The organism is Alteromonas gracilis (genome assembly GCF_002993325.1).
GTDB lineage: Bacteria > Pseudomonadota > Gammaproteobacteria > Enterobacterales > Alteromonadaceae > Alteromonas > Alteromonas gracilis.
Genome location: NZ_PVNO01000027.1, coordinates 305,577 through 321,847, shown reverse-complemented (window position 1 = coordinate 321,847; position 16,271 = coordinate 305,577). Strand labels below are relative to the sequence as shown.

General features: G+C 44.5%; 12 protein-coding genes. 10 read left to right on the top strand and 2 right to left on the bottom strand.

The annotated features are described in order from the left end of the window. Positions 1 to 84: 84 nt before the first annotated feature. Positions 85 to 2,445, bottom strand: a complete 2,361-nt coding sequence (locus C6Y39_RS14780) for a TonB-dependent receptor (RefSeq protein WP_105931994.1) — start codon at positions 2,443 to 2,445, stop codon at positions 85 to 87. Between the two features lie 262 nt (positions 2,446 to 2,707). Between C6Y39_RS14780 and C6Y39_RS14775 the strand changes: the two genes are divergently transcribed. From C6Y39_RS14775 to C6Y39_RS14760, 4 genes are all read left to right on the top strand, one after another. Continuing rightward, positions 2,708 to 4,003 carry a GntP family permease gene (locus C6Y39_RS14775; RefSeq protein ID WP_105931993.1) on the top strand — a complete coding sequence of 432 codons (1,296 nt, stop codon included), beginning with the start codon at positions 2,708 to 2,710 and terminating at the stop codon, positions 4,001 to 4,003. A 282-nt stretch (positions 4,004 to 4,285) separates the two neighbouring features. Then, positions 4,286 to 5,503, top strand: a complete 1,218-nt coding sequence (locus C6Y39_RS14770) for an E22 family MetX-like putative esterase (RefSeq protein WP_240618909.1) — start codon at positions 4,286 to 4,288, stop codon at positions 5,501 to 5,503. Further along, a complete protein-coding gene (locus C6Y39_RS14765; protein WP_420808495.1) occupies positions 5,503 to 6,561 on the top strand; it encodes an extracellular catalytic domain type 2 short-chain-length polyhydroxyalkanoate depolymerase in 1,059 nt (352 codons plus the stop codon). The genes C6Y39_RS14770 and C6Y39_RS14765 overlap by 1 nt, the downstream gene beginning before the upstream one ends. Further along, positions 6,554 to 7,321 (top strand): 3-hydroxybutyrate dehydrogenase, encoded by a 768-nt coding sequence (locus tag C6Y39_RS14760; RefSeq protein ID WP_105931991.1) that lies wholly within the window; start codon positions 6,554 to 6,556, stop codon positions 7,319 to 7,321. The genes C6Y39_RS14765 and C6Y39_RS14760 overlap by 8 nt, the downstream gene beginning before the upstream one ends. A gap of 102 nt (positions 7,322 to 7,423) precedes the next feature. Here C6Y39_RS14760 and C6Y39_RS14755 read toward each other — a convergent pair whose 3' ends face one another. Continuing rightward, positions 7,424 to 8,584 (bottom strand): iron-containing alcohol dehydrogenase, encoded by a 1,161-nt coding sequence (locus C6Y39_RS14755; RefSeq protein WP_105931990.1) that lies wholly within the window; start codon positions 8,582 to 8,584, stop codon positions 7,424 to 7,426. A gap of 271 nt (positions 8,585 to 8,855) precedes the next feature. Here C6Y39_RS14755 and C6Y39_RS14750 point away from each other — a divergent pair, with 271 nt between their 5' ends. From C6Y39_RS14750 to tmpT, 6 genes are all read left to right on the top strand, one after another. Next, positions 8,856 to 11,213, top strand: coding sequence for a fatty acid cis/trans isomerase (locus C6Y39_RS14750; RefSeq protein WP_105931989.1), 2,358 nt, complete (start codon positions 8,856 to 8,858; stop codon positions 11,211 to 11,213). A 90-nt stretch (positions 11,214 to 11,303) separates the two neighbouring features. After that, positions 11,304 to 12,179, top strand: a complete 876-nt coding sequence (gene nadK / locus C6Y39_RS14745) for an NAD(+) kinase (protein WP_105931988.1) — start codon at positions 11,304 to 11,306, stop codon at positions 12,177 to 12,179. Between the two features lie 272 nt (positions 12,180 to 12,451). After that, the gene (gene dps, locus C6Y39_RS14740; RefSeq protein ID WP_105931987.1) at positions 12,452 to 12,961 is read left to right on the top strand and encodes a DNA starvation/stationary phase protection protein Dps; all 510 of its coding nucleotides are present in this window, start codon (positions 12,452 to 12,454) and stop codon (positions 12,959 to 12,961) included. A 303-nt stretch (positions 12,962 to 13,264) separates the two neighbouring features. Continuing rightward, on the top strand, positions 13,265 to 14,950 hold the full coding sequence (gene recN, locus C6Y39_RS14735) for a DNA repair protein RecN (RefSeq protein ID WP_105931986.1): 1,686 nt from the start codon (positions 13,265 to 13,267) through the stop codon (positions 14,948 to 14,950). Positions 14,951 to 15,074: 124 nt separating this feature from the next. Beyond that, a complete protein-coding gene (locus C6Y39_RS14730; RefSeq protein WP_105931985.1) occupies positions 15,075 to 15,431 on the top strand; it encodes an outer membrane protein assembly factor BamE in 357 nt (118 codons plus the stop codon). Positions 15,432 to 15,531: 100 nt separating this feature from the next. After that, positions 15,532 to 16,185 (top strand): thiopurine S-methyltransferase, encoded by a 654-nt coding sequence (tmpT, locus tag C6Y39_RS14725; protein WP_105931984.1) that lies wholly within the window; start codon positions 15,532 to 15,534, stop codon positions 16,183 to 16,185. Positions 16,186 to 16,271 lie beyond the last annotated feature (86 nt).

Here is a 16,271-nt window from a genome sequence, read left to right as displayed (position 1 = left end):
ATGAGCATCTCTGCATTGAGAGCCAAAGCAAGCATGCCTAGGCAGTTAGGCCTAGGCATAGCAAGTGAATCTAAATAGTTTTACCTAGAATCTATAGCCAACCGTCAAGTGCACCGTGCGCGGGTCGCCATAGTAACCAATAAGCGTAGTGTCACCGCCTAGGCCGGGACCAAAGTTACCTTCGCCATCTTGAGTGACAAAGTCGTAACCGCCAACCAGATATTCTTCATCGGTCAGATTCTTAACGTGTAATCCGGCATACCAGTCGCCTTCAACACTTTCCCAGCGGGCGCTTAAATTCACCATGCCGTAGGCATCTTGCTGAATTAGGTCGCTGGTTTCAAAGATAAGGTAGTCATCGCGATAATAATAGTTGGCGTTGAACGTAACATCCCCAAAGCTTGTTTCCAGTAAGTAGTTGGCATTGAAATTAAACGTATTTTCCGGCGTGCTTGCCAAACCGATAAGCGGGGGAATCGCGTTATTTTTCTTAATCTCAAAGTCGATATAGCCATAAGCAACATCAAACTGTAGGTTATCTGACGCTACCCATGTCATTTCTAATTCTGCACCTTTTGCCGCAGTTTCCGCCGCATTGCGTAAGCGCTGATCAAGAGCAGTAGGGTCAGACAAATCTCCCTCAACACCTATGTATTGACGGTCCTTATGATCATAAGAGAACAAGGTTACGTTCAGGCGAAGTGCATCGGTTAGGTCACTTTTAACGCCCAGTTCAAAGCTATCTACTACCTCTGGTTCAACACCAGGCTCATTAATTTGAGCGCGTGGGTTAAATGTGCCAGATTTAAAGCCTTGGGAATAGCTGGCAAAGAACATAGTATCTCGGTTCATCTGATATTCTACGCCCACTCGCGGCGTGAATCGCGACCAGCTTTCCACCGCAGGCGCATCAAGTAAATCATCACCGTTAGTATCTGTACCAAGTACCTGGGGCACAAGCTGCCCATCGGGACGAACATAACCGTCAATCCAATCGGTATAAGGATACACGTTGTCAAACACCAAGCCGTTATTTACGAAGGCTGATTTTTCTTCATCAGTAAAGCGAGCACCTAAAGAAAGCGATAGCTTTTCGGTAACGTCATAGCTCATTTGCGCATAAGCGGCCCAGCTTTCTGAGTTGTTGCAACCGGTCACTTCTCTGGTTAATCCTGGCGCTCCTAATGATTGACCGAGCACACCTAGGATTGCGTCAAAGTTTCCGCAGCTTTCACCGTCATAGAAATATAATCCCGAGACAAGACTGAAAGTGTCTCCAATATAGTTTGCTTGAAGCTCGTGGGTATCATTACTGTCATCATATTCTGCAGGCACGTCAAAGATGGGCAACGGCGTGTTGTCAAAATCGATATTAGTAGGTGAATAACTTTCTCGATGTGAGCCAATATACTTAAGCTCTAAGTTGTCATTCACGTTATAGCGCGCTAACCAGTTATATCCTTCTAGCTCAACTTTATTCCACGTTGGTAGACTGGTATAGGAGTCGTACACTGAATCGGGCACAGGTGCATCGGTTAAGATACTTGGGATTAAGCGGTAGCCTCCTTTTGCATTAGACGAGTCTTCTGTTTTGTCCCATCCGATTCGGAAAAATAGATCTTCGCTAGGGTGAATTTCAAGAGATACTCTCGCTGCCCATAAATCTTTGTTGTAGTTTTCTTTATCTTGATTTGGCAGTGCGCTGATAAGGTATTCGCCAAAACCATCGCGGTTCAAGTTAGCATATCCGACGCCGAGATAAACCGTATCTTCGATAAGGGGAATTTGACCGGTCACTTTAATATCACGCTGACTATAGCTGCCTACCGTGGCCTCTACATTCATTTGAGTGTCGCCGGTCATCTCTTTGGTCACATACTTTACTGCACCACCGATAGTATTTTTACCGTATAGCGTACCTTGAGGACCGCGCAATACTTCAATTCTTTGCACATCCAACAGGTCAAGTACCGCACCTTGAGGGCGCGCAATATAGACGTCATCAACGTAAATCCCAACCCCTGGTTCATAGCCCCATAGCGGATCTTGCTGGCCTAAGCCACGAATAAAAGCAGTAAGCGTTGAATTCGTTCCGCGGCTTGTTTGCAGTGTGGTATTCGGAGAAAACTGCTGGATTTCGGTTAGCACGCTGATGCCTTTTTCGCCAAGCTCAACGGCGCCAATGGACGTGATCGCAACCGGTGTTTCTTGAAGCGACTCCACGGTTCTTCGCGCTGTGACTTCGATGCGTTCTAACTTACCTTTCTCTGCATCCTGATCACTTGTCGGCGGTTGATTTTCTTGTGCAAACGCTGGCGTAGAGCAAAGTACGCCGGCGACTGCAAGAGCACAGAGGCTACGAGCGGGCCTGTTAGCCACAGCGCATGTATTTGATTTTCTTTTGTAGGATGAAACCCAATTTAGTGTGTGTGTTGATTTAGACATAGTGAGTCCTTGTTGTTCTAAGTTCTGATCACTGCCGGATGTATTGCCTACGGTCAAAATCACTTTAGTTAATTAATTGTTAATAGTATGTAGTACCATCGTACTATGGGATTTTGGTAAAAGTAACGTCAAACTCTGGGTCTGTTATGAATGCTTTTTATCTGATTTGTATACACTTTGCGGTTTTGAGTGTGTGCAAATCACTAATCGACTTAACTGTTTCGGATCATCTGCGGTCACAGATTTTTAAGGAATAATAATTATGTTAAGTATGATTGGCTTGGTAGGCGGTCTGTTGTTGCTTATTGTTTTGACAATACGCGGAATGAACCTGTTTATCGCTGCCCCCTTGTGTGCCCTCGTCGTCGCTGTAACCAACAACATTGGGGTATTCACCGGTGACGTAAATTTTGTTGAGACCTATATGAGTGGGTTCTCAGGCTTTATCGCCTCTTGGTTTTTTATGTTTTTACTTGGTGCTCTGTTTGGTAAATTCATGGAGGACACTGGGGCCGCCGATGCGGTATCTCGCTGGATCATCACGAAGATTGGCTATAAGCGCGCCGTTTTAGCGGTTGTGCTCGCTTGCGCTATTTTAACTTATGGTGGCGTCAGTGTTTTTGTGGTGGCATTCTCTGTTTATCCTATGGCAGTAAGCTTGTTTAAAGATGCCAACTTACCCCGTCGCTTTATTCCTGCAGCTATGGCCTTTGGATCGGTGACTTTCACCATGACCTCTGCGGGCTCACCTGAAATCCAAAACTGGATCCCTATAAAGTACTTGGGTACTTCACCCTTTGCAGCGTGGGAAGTTAGTCTGATTGTCGCTGTGTTTATGGCATGTTTTGGCTATTGGTGGCTTGCTAAAATGATAAGAAAGGCCGTGAACAATGGCGAGGTTTTCGAAGCTAGAGCAAGTGATCCGAAACTGCGTGAGAGAGCCCTGCCTCACCCACTTACCGGCATTGTCCCACTGGTTGTGGTGTTAGTTATTTCTTTTTTATTTCATAAAGAACTCGCGCAACTGGCGCTTATTCTTGCATTGGGCGGTGGCGTATTGTGTTTGTTGACTATTAATTTCAAGCATTTTCAGAGTCTACCTATGGCCATTAACGCAGGCACAACGGGTGCGCTTATTGCGATAGGTAATACTGCAGCAGTGGTAGGTTTTGGCTCAATTGCAAAGAACACTGACGCGTTTCAAACCACCGTTGCATTAATGACGCAAATTCCTGGAAACGAGCTAATTGGCGCCGCCATCGCTGTTAGTGTTATTGCTGGCTTAACCGGCAGCGCATCTGGTGGACAGGCCATTGCCCTTCCCTTAGTGGCACCTCATTATCTTGACCAAGGCGTTGAGCCTGAACAGTTACACAGAATTGTTTCTATATCGTCAGGTGCGTTAGATTCGCTACCCCATAATGGTTACGTCGTAACTACCATACGTGCGATATGTCATGAAACCCATCAGGCCGCCTATTGGGCCGTTGGCGCGCTGACTGTAGTAGTGCCGGTTATTGGCCTTGCCATGGCCATTGGTCTTTTTAGCATTTTGTAGGGTTGCATAAACGTTATGAAAAAAACAAACACTGGATATGCTGCGCTATGCAAAAGACGCAAAACAAAAGACGCAAAAAAGAAAGGTTCTATGACTGCCAATAGTGAGTGTTTAAAAAATATAGCTCAACTTGCCATGAGGCTCTTATCGACTAATAGCAAATTTCAAAGACTATCGATTTCGCCATTTATGATGGAGTTAACAGACCATTTCTCTATAAAACAACATGCTACTTCTAGAAGAAAATTGAACCTAAGACTTTCTTTAGGTTTTTATTTAGTTTTGTCTTTCGTAACCATACTAAGTTCTCCGTCGCTTGCTAATGAAGCGAAGAATACCGGAAAACCAGAAGCGGCACCTTCATCTCCGTTGGTAGTAAAAAAGCGGGTGTTTAAATTGCCGCTTTTTAAAACATTTGGCGGCCAGCATATAAAAGATGTGAAGGTCGGCTGGGAAGCGTACGGAAAGTTAAATGAGGATAAAAGTAATGTTATTCTTATTACGCATTATTTTTCAGGTTCATCCCATGCAGCAGGAAAATACAATCCCTATGATGCTGCTACAGGATATTGGGACAGCATCATTGGTCCAGGAAAAGCCATAGATACGGACCGCTTTTACGTTGTCAGTGTAGATACATTGGCTAATTTAAACGCTTATGACCCCAACGTTATTACTACAGGGCCTGCTTCAATTAACCCAGATACAGGAAAGCCCTATGGTTTAGACTTCCCAGTGGTCACTATTCGAGATTTCGTTAACGTGCAGAAGGCGTTGCTTGAAAGCCTAGGCATTAGCAAGCTTTACGCTGTTATCGGCCCCTCTATGGGGTCAATGCAGGCCATTGATTGGGCAAGTGCCTATCCCGACTGGGTTGAACGAATGGTCTCTGTCATCGGGGCTGGGCAAAGTGACGCTTGGACCACATCTGCCCTTGAGCACTGGGCTAATCCCATCAAGCTCGATAGCAAATGGAACGACGGTGCTTACACCGTAAACGATAGACCAATTAAAGGCTTGGTGGCCTCGCTTATGCTGATCACTCAACATGCGCTTACCCCAACATTTTTTAATGAGCAAGGCAGCAACCTAGGGTTTAAAAATATTGAATCTGCTCCGCTTGACGATATTCGTCAGTCGCATAGCATTGTGAGATGGCTGCGGGAACGCGCTGAAGCCCGTGCAGAAAGTATGGATGCTAATCACCTTTTATACTTGGTTCGTGCCTGCCAATTATTTGTGGCAGGACATGATAATAGTATTAAGCGAAGCCTTGCATCGATAAAAGCAAAAACACTTTTTATACCGGCAGAAACCGATTTACTTCTAATGCCCTATTTGTCACAAAATGCCCACCAAGGCTTACTCTCACAGAACAAGAATTCCACACTTTTAACACTAAAGGGTAAGTTAGGACACTTAGAAGGCGTCAGTAACATTTCTGCTCAGGCAAAGGCCATTCGCCAATTTTTAGAAAATGAAAAGGAAGCAAATTTATGATGAAAAAACATTTTTATTTACGCCGGGCTCTGTGTCTTTCTTTTTTCAGTGCTAGCGCGCTTGCGTTCAGTGCTGCTTCAGTTGCTAACAACGATATTCCCAAGCTCGCACTCGATTTAGAAAATGTTACCGTGTCTGGCCTATCCTCTGGCGGGTATATGGCCACCCAATTCCAGCTAGCTCATAGCGACTGGGTAAAAGGCGTGGGCGTTATCGCCGGTGGTCCGTACTTTTGTGCTCAAGGAGACATAACCACTGCGCTGGCACAATGTGTCAATAAAGTTGAGGGTGAAATAGACATTAAAGCGTTAAACGAAAAAGCTGAACACTATGAGTCGGAAGGAAAAATCGCGCCGCTCAATAATATGAAAGATACGAAAGTTTGGCTTTTCCATGGCACCCAAGACACCAGAGTGGTCGCGAAAGTCAGCGACTTACTTTTTGAACAATACAAACTATGGACAGACACGCAAAACATTACCTATATCAACGACAAGCCCATGGCGCATTTATTCCCAACAAAGGAAGAGGGCGTAAACTGCATGAAATCAGAAAGCCCTTTCATTGGTAACTGCGACTATGACGCCGCAGGCGCCCTGCTCTCTCACCTCATTGCAGACGTTACCACTCCTGATGAATCACTTTCTGGGAAAATACATTCCATAGACCAGCAAAAAATAGCAGGGAGCAACGCAAAAACCTTAGCAAGCGAAGGCTTTGTGTATATACCAGAAAGCTGCGCACAAGGAGAGGCCTGTAAAGCACACATTAGTTTTCACGGCTGTAATCAATACGCAGACGCCGTTGGCGACGCCTACACAACTCAAACAGGGCTAAATGAGTGGGCCGATGACAACAATATTGTGGTGCTTTATCCGCAAACTAAAAAATCGCTGTTTATGCCGCTAAATCCGCAAGGTTGCTGGGATTGGTGGGGCTATGCGTCCAGTGACTACGCTAACAGGGATGGCGCACAAATCGCCGCCGTTAAAGAGCTGCTATTTTCACTGAACACTCGTCTTCCTGTGAAGGACAATAAAGGAAACGCCGATGAGTAAGCGAACGATATTTATCACAGGTGGCGCCAGCGGTATTGGTTTCGGTATTGCTGAATCTATGATCAGACAAGGCCACCACGTTATCATTGCTGATATAAACGAACAGGCGGCTAAGGATGCGGTAACTAAGCTTGCCCATTTGGAAGGCTCGGCTAGTGCTATTGCCGTTGATGTTTGCGATGCTAAACAGGTGGCAGCACTGCCTGACGCTTTAGGCAAATATACTGTTGATGTATTAATTAATAATGCGGGCATACAGCATGTCTCTCGCCTTGAGGATTTTCCTGCGGATAAGTGGCAGCAGCTGATCAATATTATGCTGGTAGGCCCTGCTCTGCTGACCCAAGCCTTTTTACCAGCCATGCGCGAGCAAAATTATGGACGCATAATCAATATAGGTTCAATACATTCTCTTGTGGCTTCTCCTTTTAAATCCGCCTATGTAGCAGCCAAACACGGGCTTTTGGGATTCGCAAAAACCATTGCTCTTGAAACCGGTGACTGTGACGTGACCATCAACACACTATGCCCCGCCTATGTAAAAACGCCGTTGGTAGAACAGCAAATTGCGGCCCAAGCAAAAGAAAATAATTTGAGCGAAGAAGAGGTAATAACAAAGATAATGTTAGAGCCCATGCCCAAAAAGCAATTCGTAAGTGTGGAAGAACTCGCAGATACAGCGAATTTCTTAATGTCGCCCAGTGCCCGCAACATAACCGGGCAAACCATGGTGCTTGACGGTGGTTGGACGGCAAGATAGATGCGCAGTGCTGCTATGTTCATGCTTTAGAAGTGAAAAAGACTGCTCTGTGCAGTCTTTTTTTTTAGCCTGATACGCTCTTTAAACTAACGTTATACTTCTCTAGTCCCACAACGAAATATAGATAGCTACCATTTCTTCAATAGTCGGTATGCGAGGGTTATTTCCCGGTGATCCTGAGGCCAATGCTTGCTCAGCCATGGTGGAGGTTATCGTAAAGAACGCCTCTTTATCTATTCCAAAATCCTTTGGAGTTGGCACTTGGAGGTCGGCGTTAAGGGCTTTCAATTCATTAATTAACTTTTGATTAGCTAAGTCGTCTGAATCACCTTGCGTCGCTATTCCCATCGCGCGAGCACATTGTGCATAGCGCACGGGAGCGCTAGGAATTGAAAATGCAGTAACAGCAGGTAATAACATAGCGTTCGAAAGCCCATGGGGAACATGAAAGGCTGCGCCAATAGGGCGACTCATCCCATGCACCAGCGCCACTGATGCGTTAGAAAAGGCAATTCCCGCCAGCGTAGACCCCAGCATCATGGCCTCACGAGCATTCTCGTTCTTACCATCTGCAAATACGGTACGTAAGTTCGGTGCAATTAGGGCCATGGCAGAGAGTGCCTGTGCGTCGCTGTATAGATTCGCTTTGCGACTCACATAAGCTTCAATAGCATGAGTGAGCGCATCTATACCAGTGTCTGCGGTTACTCGTTGAGGCAAACTCAAAGTAAGAGAAAAATCTATAAGTGCAGCAGTGGGCATAAACCCTGAGCCCACACACAACATTTTTTCACTTGTTTGTTCATCAGTGATGATAGTGAAGCGCGTCACCTCAGAGCCGGTGCCTGCCGTTGTGGGAATTGCGATTATAGGAAGCCCTTCTTCGTTCACCACTCTGGGGAACTTATAATCGCGCATCTCGCCACCGTATTTACCTAAGATACCAATTGCCTTCGCACTATCAATTGGACTGCCGCCGCCAAGCGCAATAATGCAGTCGTAAGGTTTGGCGCGCAAAGCCTCAACGCCAGCTGATATAGAGGCCACTGTCGGTTCAGGTACAGTATCAGAAAAAACATCAAGTGCTATGGAATGCTCGGCTAAATAGCTCGTTATCCGATCTGCATATCCCAGTTCAACCATCACCTTATCGGTAATAAGCAAAGGCTTAGAACAATTTAAGCTAGCCAACGTTTCCGTAATTTGCTTGCTAGCATCTTTGCCTATCTGCATCGTTCTTGGCAGTATAATTTGATGAGCCATGTTTCCCTCGCTGCAACTATTTGATGTGTGTCTTACCGTAAAGCGAGTTACAAGATAAACAGAAATTGCTTCTTTCGGTTTTGCATTGCACGCTTAGACAGTATTTCTTTCAGCATACCTACCGTTGTACGCAAAGCAATAAACATGTGAAATTGATGCTAAAAAAACGCCATTTTTGGAAAAAACTACGACTATGTAAAAAGATAATGTGAACCTCCTTTTCCTAAAATTGAATGGTAAACTGTCATCACTTCTACTGTGGATAAAAATTATGAAAAAGTTCGGTGTAATTGCATTGCTTGCAATCGCTCTCTGTATAGCGTTATGGCAATGGCCGAAACCTGAGGCCCCCTTATTAGCTGAAACGGAGAATTTTTCCGTTGTAAAACAGCTGCCTAACAATTTTTTTGATGAGCAAGTTAACCCCGTGCTTACTCAGCGCTGTGTGGTTTGTCACGCGTGTTATGACGCGCCTTGTCAGCTGAAAATATCGTCCTCGGAGGGCGTTGCCAGGGGAGCGAGTAAAGAAAAAGTTTACGAAGGAACCCGAATAACGGCCGCTCAACCCAACCGCATGTTTCTAGACGCGCACAGCACACAGGCGTGGCGTGAGCGAGGCTTCTTTGATGTCTTGCCTGCAAATAAGGAAGCATATGAGCCTAAAACACAATCATCAGTTCTAGCGCAAATGCTTTTGCTAAAAAAGCAACATCCACTTCCTAATACATCTCATTTAGGTTCTGGCTTTGACATTAGTCTAAGCCGCGAAAACCAATGCCCTACTATTGATGAAATGGGTGAATATATTGCTGATCAGCCTCTAGGAGGAATGCCCTATGCCCTGCCTGGATTATCAGACGCTGAGCACAATACCCTCATGCAGTGGCTACATCACGGTGCTCCACTTTCCTCAAGTAATGTCATATCAGAAGAACTAAACGCTGAAATAGTGGCATTAGAAAAATGGTTAAATGGCGATAGCAACAAAATGCGGTTGTCTGCCCGCTATATCTATGAGCATTTATTTACATCTCATCTTTATTTTAAAAATGTCACAGCAGAAAAAGAGCAACCTCAGTTTTTTAACCTAGTACGCTCTCGCACTCCCTCTGGCGAACCCCTTGATATTATTGCTACGCGCAGGCCTTTTGACGACCCAAAGGTCGATCGCGTTTACTACCGCCTTCAGCCTGTGTTTTCCACTATCGTAAGCAAAACTCATCAAGCTTATGCCATCAATGAAACACTAACCAATAAATGGCAAGCCTGGTTTGTCGACGCCGATTATACCGTTGAAACGCTCCCCTCTTACGAATCAGAAGTCGCCGCTAACCCCCTTACCGCGTTTACCTTGCTTCCTGTGGAAAGTCGCTATCGCTTTATGCTTGAGCGGGCGCAGAACACAATTATGGGTTATATCAAAGGCCCTGTTTGCCGCGGTCAGGTCGCACTCAATGTGATTAACGACAGATTTTGGGTGTTCTTCGTCGACCCCGATATAGCTGCCTCTGAAGAAATGAACGCGTTTTACGCTTCGCAAAAAGAAAACCTTCACCTCCCCGCTGAAAAAGACAGCTCTGCTTTAGCTGTTAACTGGGTCAAGTATGCTAAACGTCAAGGCGAGTATATGCGCGCTCGCACCGCGTTTATGAATGAAGAATTTAAAAACGGTGAACACTTAAATATCTCCAGCATATGGGATGGCGATGGCGACAACACTAACGCAAGCCTAACGGTGTTCCGTCATTTCGATAACGCGACTGTGGTAAAGGGTATGACAGGCGAGCCTACTAAAACCGCATGGGTTATCGATTACGCTTTGTTAGAGCGAATTCATTATTTACTCGTGGCAGGTTTTGATGTTTACGGTAATTACGGCCATCAATTGATGACGCGTTTGTATATGGACTTTTTGCGGATGGAGGGTGAGTCAAATTTCCTTAATTTACTGCCTCCCGAAACGCGCCATACGCTACTTAAGGAGTGGTATCAAAATGCAAGTCCTGAGTTAACCGACTACCTAGAGGGAGATATAAACAGCTTTGAACAACCCTCGGGCATTGTATTTGAAACAGAAAACCCTCAACAAGAGCTCTACCAAATGCTTTCTACGCATTTATCCAATGTTCTGCCATCAGGCACGACCTACGATAAAAATATATTGTCAGAGAAACAGTTTTCAGCGCTAGCGAGTCTTGACTTTCTTCCCGCACAGCAAGCTACCTTAATGCCAGAGACCACCGTAATTGTAATAAAAAACGATGAAGAACCTGAAAAAATTGACGTTTTTACGGCGCTTAGAAACAGTGCTCATTACAACGTGAACAGCCTTTTCGAAGAAGAGGAAAATCGCGAGCCATCTAAAGATACTCTTACCCTTGTGCATGGATTATTAGGGAGCTACCCCGACGCATTTTGGTTTATCAAAGCCTCGGATATTACGGGTTCAATTGAACAGTTAAAATCAATTAAAAACGAGAAGGATTACAAAGCATTGCTTGATAAAGTGGGAATGCGCCGCACTAATCCAGAGTTTTGGACGTTTAGCGATAACCTACTAAGGTGGTCAGAAGAGCAATACCCTATTGAAGGGGGGCTTTTAGACTACAACCGGTTAGAGGATAGATAAACCTCATGCTTTGAATCGCTTTACGCTTTTCTTTTACGAAATACCTGTGCTAATGTCCAACCATTGGAAATGAAAGGACATTAGCATTCCATGCCCTATCAAACCGTTGCGTTAATCGGAAAGCCTCAGCACGCTGCAACCCATGACAGCTTAAACATTCTTGCGGACTATTTGCTGGCCAAAGGATGCAAACTGCTTGTTGAAGAAACCATTGCTGAAGAGCTTGAAACTGAAAATTTTGAAAGCTGTAATCTTGTTGCCATCGGTAAAAACGCTGATTTAGCTGTTGTTGTTGGTGGTGACGGTAGTATGCTCGGCGCCGCTCGTGTACTGGCACGTTTCGACATTCACGTGGTGGGCGTCAATCGCGGAAATTTAGGCTTTTTAACAGACATTCACCCCGATGAAATTACTCAACAACTCGATCTCATTTTTACTGGGGAATGCGTAGTTGAAGAACGGTTTCTGCTTGAAGTGGGTGTTTACAGGCATGAAAAACTCAAAAGTAATAACTCTGCAATGAATGAAGTGGTGCTGCATCACGGAAAAGTTGCTCATATGATGGAGTTCGAAATCTATATAGATGAGCAGTTCGTGTTTAGCCAACGCAGTGACGGGCTGATTGTTGCCACACCAACAGGTTCAACGGCGTATTCACTCTCTGCTGGTGGCCCTATCATCATGCCTAAACTAGACGCCCTTACGCTAGTGCCCATGTTCCCCCATACTCTTAGCAGTCGCCCTATTGTTGTTGACGCCGACAGCCAAGTATCGATGAAGGTATCAAAGGTAAATAGCCATTCTCTACAGGTGAGCTGCGACAGCCATATTGTACTTCCGGTTCTGCCGGGCGACGAGATTCGAATAAACAAAAGTACCGATAAACTTCATTTAGTCCATCCCAAAGGCTATAGCTATTTCAATGTACTTCGCAAAAAACTAGGTTGGGGCAGCAAGCTTTACTAGATTCCCGCGCAACACCCTCTATCGTGCATTTATTACATGAGCCTGTAGCATTTTCCCAAAGCTACAGGCTTGAAAAATAAAGATTTTTTAATACTACCAAAAATGGTTATAGAAATCCGTTACTTATAAACATTCTCGTATACGGCATACCTGTTGCACCTTCTTAGTCAAGTTCTCAGCGAAATGATTTACAAGGCGAAGCTAGACTTCCTTTACTCTCATGAGTTCTTGTTAACAGTTCGCTGATATTTTATTCAGCAATAGGAGATATCATGAGTAATACCAATATCAAATTTACAGCCCCAGGAATGGATAACGATGCCGCTGCCAAAACTATTAAGGTATTGGATCAACGATTGGTCGCGCTATTAGATTTACAGCTTACACTTAAACACGTTCACTGGAATGTTGTGGGACCGAATTTTATCGGTGTGCACGAAATGTTGGATCCGCAGGTTGATGCGGTTCGTGGTATGACCGACACCATCGCAGAGCGTATTGCCACGTTGGGCGGTGTACCTAAGGGCACACCAAAAGCGATTGTAGAGGGTCGCAGCTGGGAAGATTATCAGCTAGGTAAAGGCTTAGTGCTTGACCACCTTAAAGCGCTAGATGCTGTTTATGATGGCGTGAACGGCGATCACAGAAAAGCACTAGAGATTTTGGGTGACATTGACCCTGTTTCAGAAGACATGATTACAGGTCAATTAGCTGATTTAGAACAGTTCCAATGGTTCGTTCGCGCCCACATCGAATCTGGCAGCGGTGAATTGCAACAGTAATCTCTAGCCTTGGGTGCGCTGCTAATTTAAAGCAGCACAATACAGACTTAGATAGATTTTTATAAAGGAGAGCTTTTGCTCTCCTTTTTACTGTATAAAAAAAATAACCTCTTATTCTGATATAGCTGTTACTCGTAACCAACCTGCACTAAAATATTTATAAGCCTCATAAATTCAAAAGCTTACCCCTCTCCACTCTATTTTTTATCAATTTTCATACGACTTCACTTTACACAGCTAAACACTGTATATATTATCAGTTACTGTATATATCATCATGTTCAACTTTTTCCGAGTGTGGTTATGTTAGCGCATCTTTCTATTTCTAATTTTGCAGTTGTCAAACAGTTGTCAGTTCAGCTTGAAAACGGGCTTACTGCGATTACGGGTGAAACCGGTGCTGGTAAATCTATTGCTATAGACGCTTTGAGCCTTTGTTTGGGAGAACGTGCAGATGCAAATGCCGTTCGCAAAGGCAGTGCTAAAGCTGAAATCATTGCTCACTTTTCACTCAGTGAAAATGAGTTGGCCAAAGCGTTTCTTGACGAGCATGAGCTAACATCTGATGAAGATGAAAACAGCTGCTTCATTCGCCGCGTTATTTCAAAAGAAGGTCGCTCAAAAGCATTCATCAATGGTGTGCCTGCTTCATTGCAGCAGTTAAAGGGACTGGGGCAGTTTTTACTTGCCATTCACGGGCAAAACACCCACCTTCAACTACTTAAGGAAGACCACCAACGCGACCTCGTCGATGGGTATGCAAAACACAATGATGTTTTAGAAAAGGTAAAAGACGCATACTCCCAATGGAGAGACAAGCAGCGCACACTCAAAACACTTCAAGAACAAGCTCAGCAACGAGAAGACCGTCTTCAGCTTCTTACCTATCAAGTACAGGAACTCGACGAGTTCGCTATTGAGGATGGCGAGTTTGAAGAGCTGGAAACGGAGCACAAGCGTTTAAGTAATGGGCAAAGCTTGTTAGAGCAAGCGCAAACAAGTGTGTATAACTTGTATGAAAACGATGAGGGAAACGCGCTTTCTGTCATACAAAGCAGCATAGAGCGATTGGGTGAGTTAGAAGCGCACGACGCTAGTCTGACGCCAATGATTGCACTATTAAACGATGCCGCCATTCAAGTAGAAGAAGCGGCAAGCGAGTTGCGTAGCTATTGTGACCAATTAGAAATCGATCCTTTACGCCTTCAACAGGTTGAAGCTCGTTATGCCAAGGCGATGGATTTGGCGCGTAAACATTCAGTCATGCCCGAGGCCCTTTATCAGCACCATCAAGAATTGGCTGCTGAGTTCGCATCACTGTCAGATCAAGAAACGCTTTTAGGCACATTAGAAAGTGAAGTCGCCGAGGCAAGAACAGCTTATTTAGTTGCAACACAAAGCCTTTCGGAAAGTAGGCAGCGGGCGGCGCGAAAACTAAGTGAAGATATTGAAACGCAAATTCGTCAGATGAATATGCCTCACGCAAAAGTTGATATTCAAATACAGTATGATGAACTTAAAAAACCTGTAAGTACGGGGTTAGATTCAGTGGAATTTAAGGTCTCGACTAACCCGGGTCAAGACGCAGATAAACTGGACAGAGTCGTGTCAGGCGGTGAGCTTTCTCGCATTGGGTTAGCGATTCAAGTGATTGCAAGCGACCATCACGCCACACCAACAATGATTTTTGACGAAGTGGACACAGGCATCAGTGGCCCTACAGCCTCTATTGTTGGCGGCTTGCTTCGTAAGCTAGGCAGCCAGTCACAAGTAATGTGTGTAACGCATTTGCCTCAGGTTGCCGCCCAGGCACACAATCAACTTTTTGTAACCAAGATTACCGATGGTGAGAGCACAGAAACCCAAATGCTGCCGCTTACCAAGCAAGATAGAATTGATGAACTTGCGAGACTGCTAGCCGGCGATAAAGTTACAAAATCAGCGTTAGCGAATGCAAAAGAGCTGCTTAAAAGCGCTGCATCGAACTAAAATGCAGTTGATTGGTCATAGTTGTCAATGTAGCATGCCTTCGCGCTTGCAATAAAACAGCCGCGAAATTCGCATTAGCGAGCTTCGATGGCACTAACAAAGGCAATACTGGACAAATTAACGAATGAAGTTGCACCATCTATTAGTAATTCTTGGTATCACATTAACATCAACGGCTTGCTCGAACTGGATCTATCGAATCGACGTTCCTCAAGGAAACTTTCTAGACCAGAGAGACGTTGAAAAGCTACGCGTTGGAATGACAAAAGAGCAAGTTATCTATGTACTAGGAAATCCGGTTGTCCAAGACTCGTTCGACGATGATACTTGGTACTATGTATATGATATGAAGCGCGGTATGAAAAAACGCGGAGAAGATTTTCAAAAGCAAATGGTCATAAACTTTGTCGATGACAAAGTGACAACTGTTGAAGGTGACTTCGAATTATCTGAAGACTTCAACACACCGCTTGATAATTAATATCTCTATAAAAGCAGCCATCTCGCGCTGCTTTTTTATCTTCTTTTGAAAATAAAATTGTTTGCGGAGCTCGCTCTGCGTATTGCTAAGAGGTTTTCTAATGGAACATAGTTTTTGGCATAGTAAATGGCAAAAGAACGAAATTGGATTTCATGAACCAAAAGGCAATGCACTTCTTGTAAAGTACGCGTCTTTTCTACTGGGTGACGAAACCTCTCAAGCTTCTTTAAAACGTATATTTGTACCACTTTGCGGGAAGACACGAGACATAGGCTGGTTGCTTTCTCAAGGATGTGATGTAGTAGGTGCTGAGCTTAGCGAATTAGCAATCATTCAGTTGTTTGAAGAGCTAGATGTGGAGCCTACCGTTACCACTACAGTAAACGGTAAAATTTATGCTAAAGATAGTTTGACCATATACGTTGGTGATATCTTTAAACTAACGCTAACCGACTTAGGCGAGGTAACGGGTATTTACGACAGAGCGGCATTGGTAGCACTACCTAGCCCGCTTCGCGAGCAATATGCTGCGCATTTAATGGCTATTACTCAATGCGCCCCCCAGCTAATCATTTCATTCGAGTACGATCAAAACGAAATGGCAGGCCCTCCATTTAGCGTAAATGAAGATACAGTTTCGTCCCTTTACTCCGATAACTATACTATCAACCGTCTTGAACGCTCTGTATTAAAAGGTGGTTTAAAGGGTAAGGTTGAAGCTGATAATCTAGTATTCGCTCTTCACGTTAAATAAAGAGAGCGTGCAGCAGCGATTATTATTTTAATCTCCAACTAATCAATGCTGCGACAAATTTTCAACTATGCTGCATTTGTCTGTTT

What these genes read in the sequence shown, in the direction of transcription:
- C6Y39_RS14730 (WP_105931985.1), top strand. Translation starts at nt 15,075, where the DNA reads ATGAAGTTGCACCATCTATTAGTAATTCTTGGTATCACATTAACATCA.
- dps (WP_105931987.1), top strand. Translation starts at nt 12,452, where the DNA reads ATGAGTAATACCAATATCAAATTTACAGCCCCAGGAATGGATAACGAT.
- C6Y39_RS14755 (WP_105931990.1), bottom strand. Translation starts at nt 8,584, where the DNA reads ATGGCTCATCAAATTATACTGCCAAGAACGATGCAGATAGGCAAAGAT.
- C6Y39_RS14765 (WP_420808495.1), top strand. Translation starts at nt 5,503, where the DNA reads ATGAAAAAACATTTTTATTTACGCCGGGCTCTGTGTCTTTCTTTTTTC.
- C6Y39_RS14760 (WP_105931991.1), top strand. Translation starts at nt 6,554, where the DNA reads ATGAGTAAGCGAACGATATTTATCACAGGTGGCGCCAGCGGTATTGGT.
- C6Y39_RS14775 (WP_105931993.1), top strand. Translation starts at nt 2,708, where the DNA reads ATGTTAAGTATGATTGGCTTGGTAGGCGGTCTGTTGTTGCTTATTGTT.
- recN (WP_105931986.1), top strand. Translation starts at nt 13,265, where the DNA reads ATGTTAGCGCATCTTTCTATTTCTAATTTTGCAGTTGTCAAACAGTTG.
- tmpT (WP_105931984.1), top strand. Translation starts at nt 15,532, where the DNA reads ATGGAACATAGTTTTTGGCATAGTAAATGGCAAAAGAACGAAATTGGA.
- C6Y39_RS14750 (WP_105931989.1), top strand. Translation starts at nt 8,856, where the DNA reads ATGAAAAAGTTCGGTGTAATTGCATTGCTTGCAATCGCTCTCTGTATA.
- C6Y39_RS14780 (WP_105931994.1), bottom strand. Translation starts at nt 2,445, where the DNA reads ATGTCTAAATCAACACACACACTAAATTGGGTTTCATCCTACAAAAGA.
- nadK (WP_105931988.1), top strand. Translation starts at nt 11,304, where the DNA reads ATGCCCTATCAAACCGTTGCGTTAATCGGAAAGCCTCAGCACGCTGCA.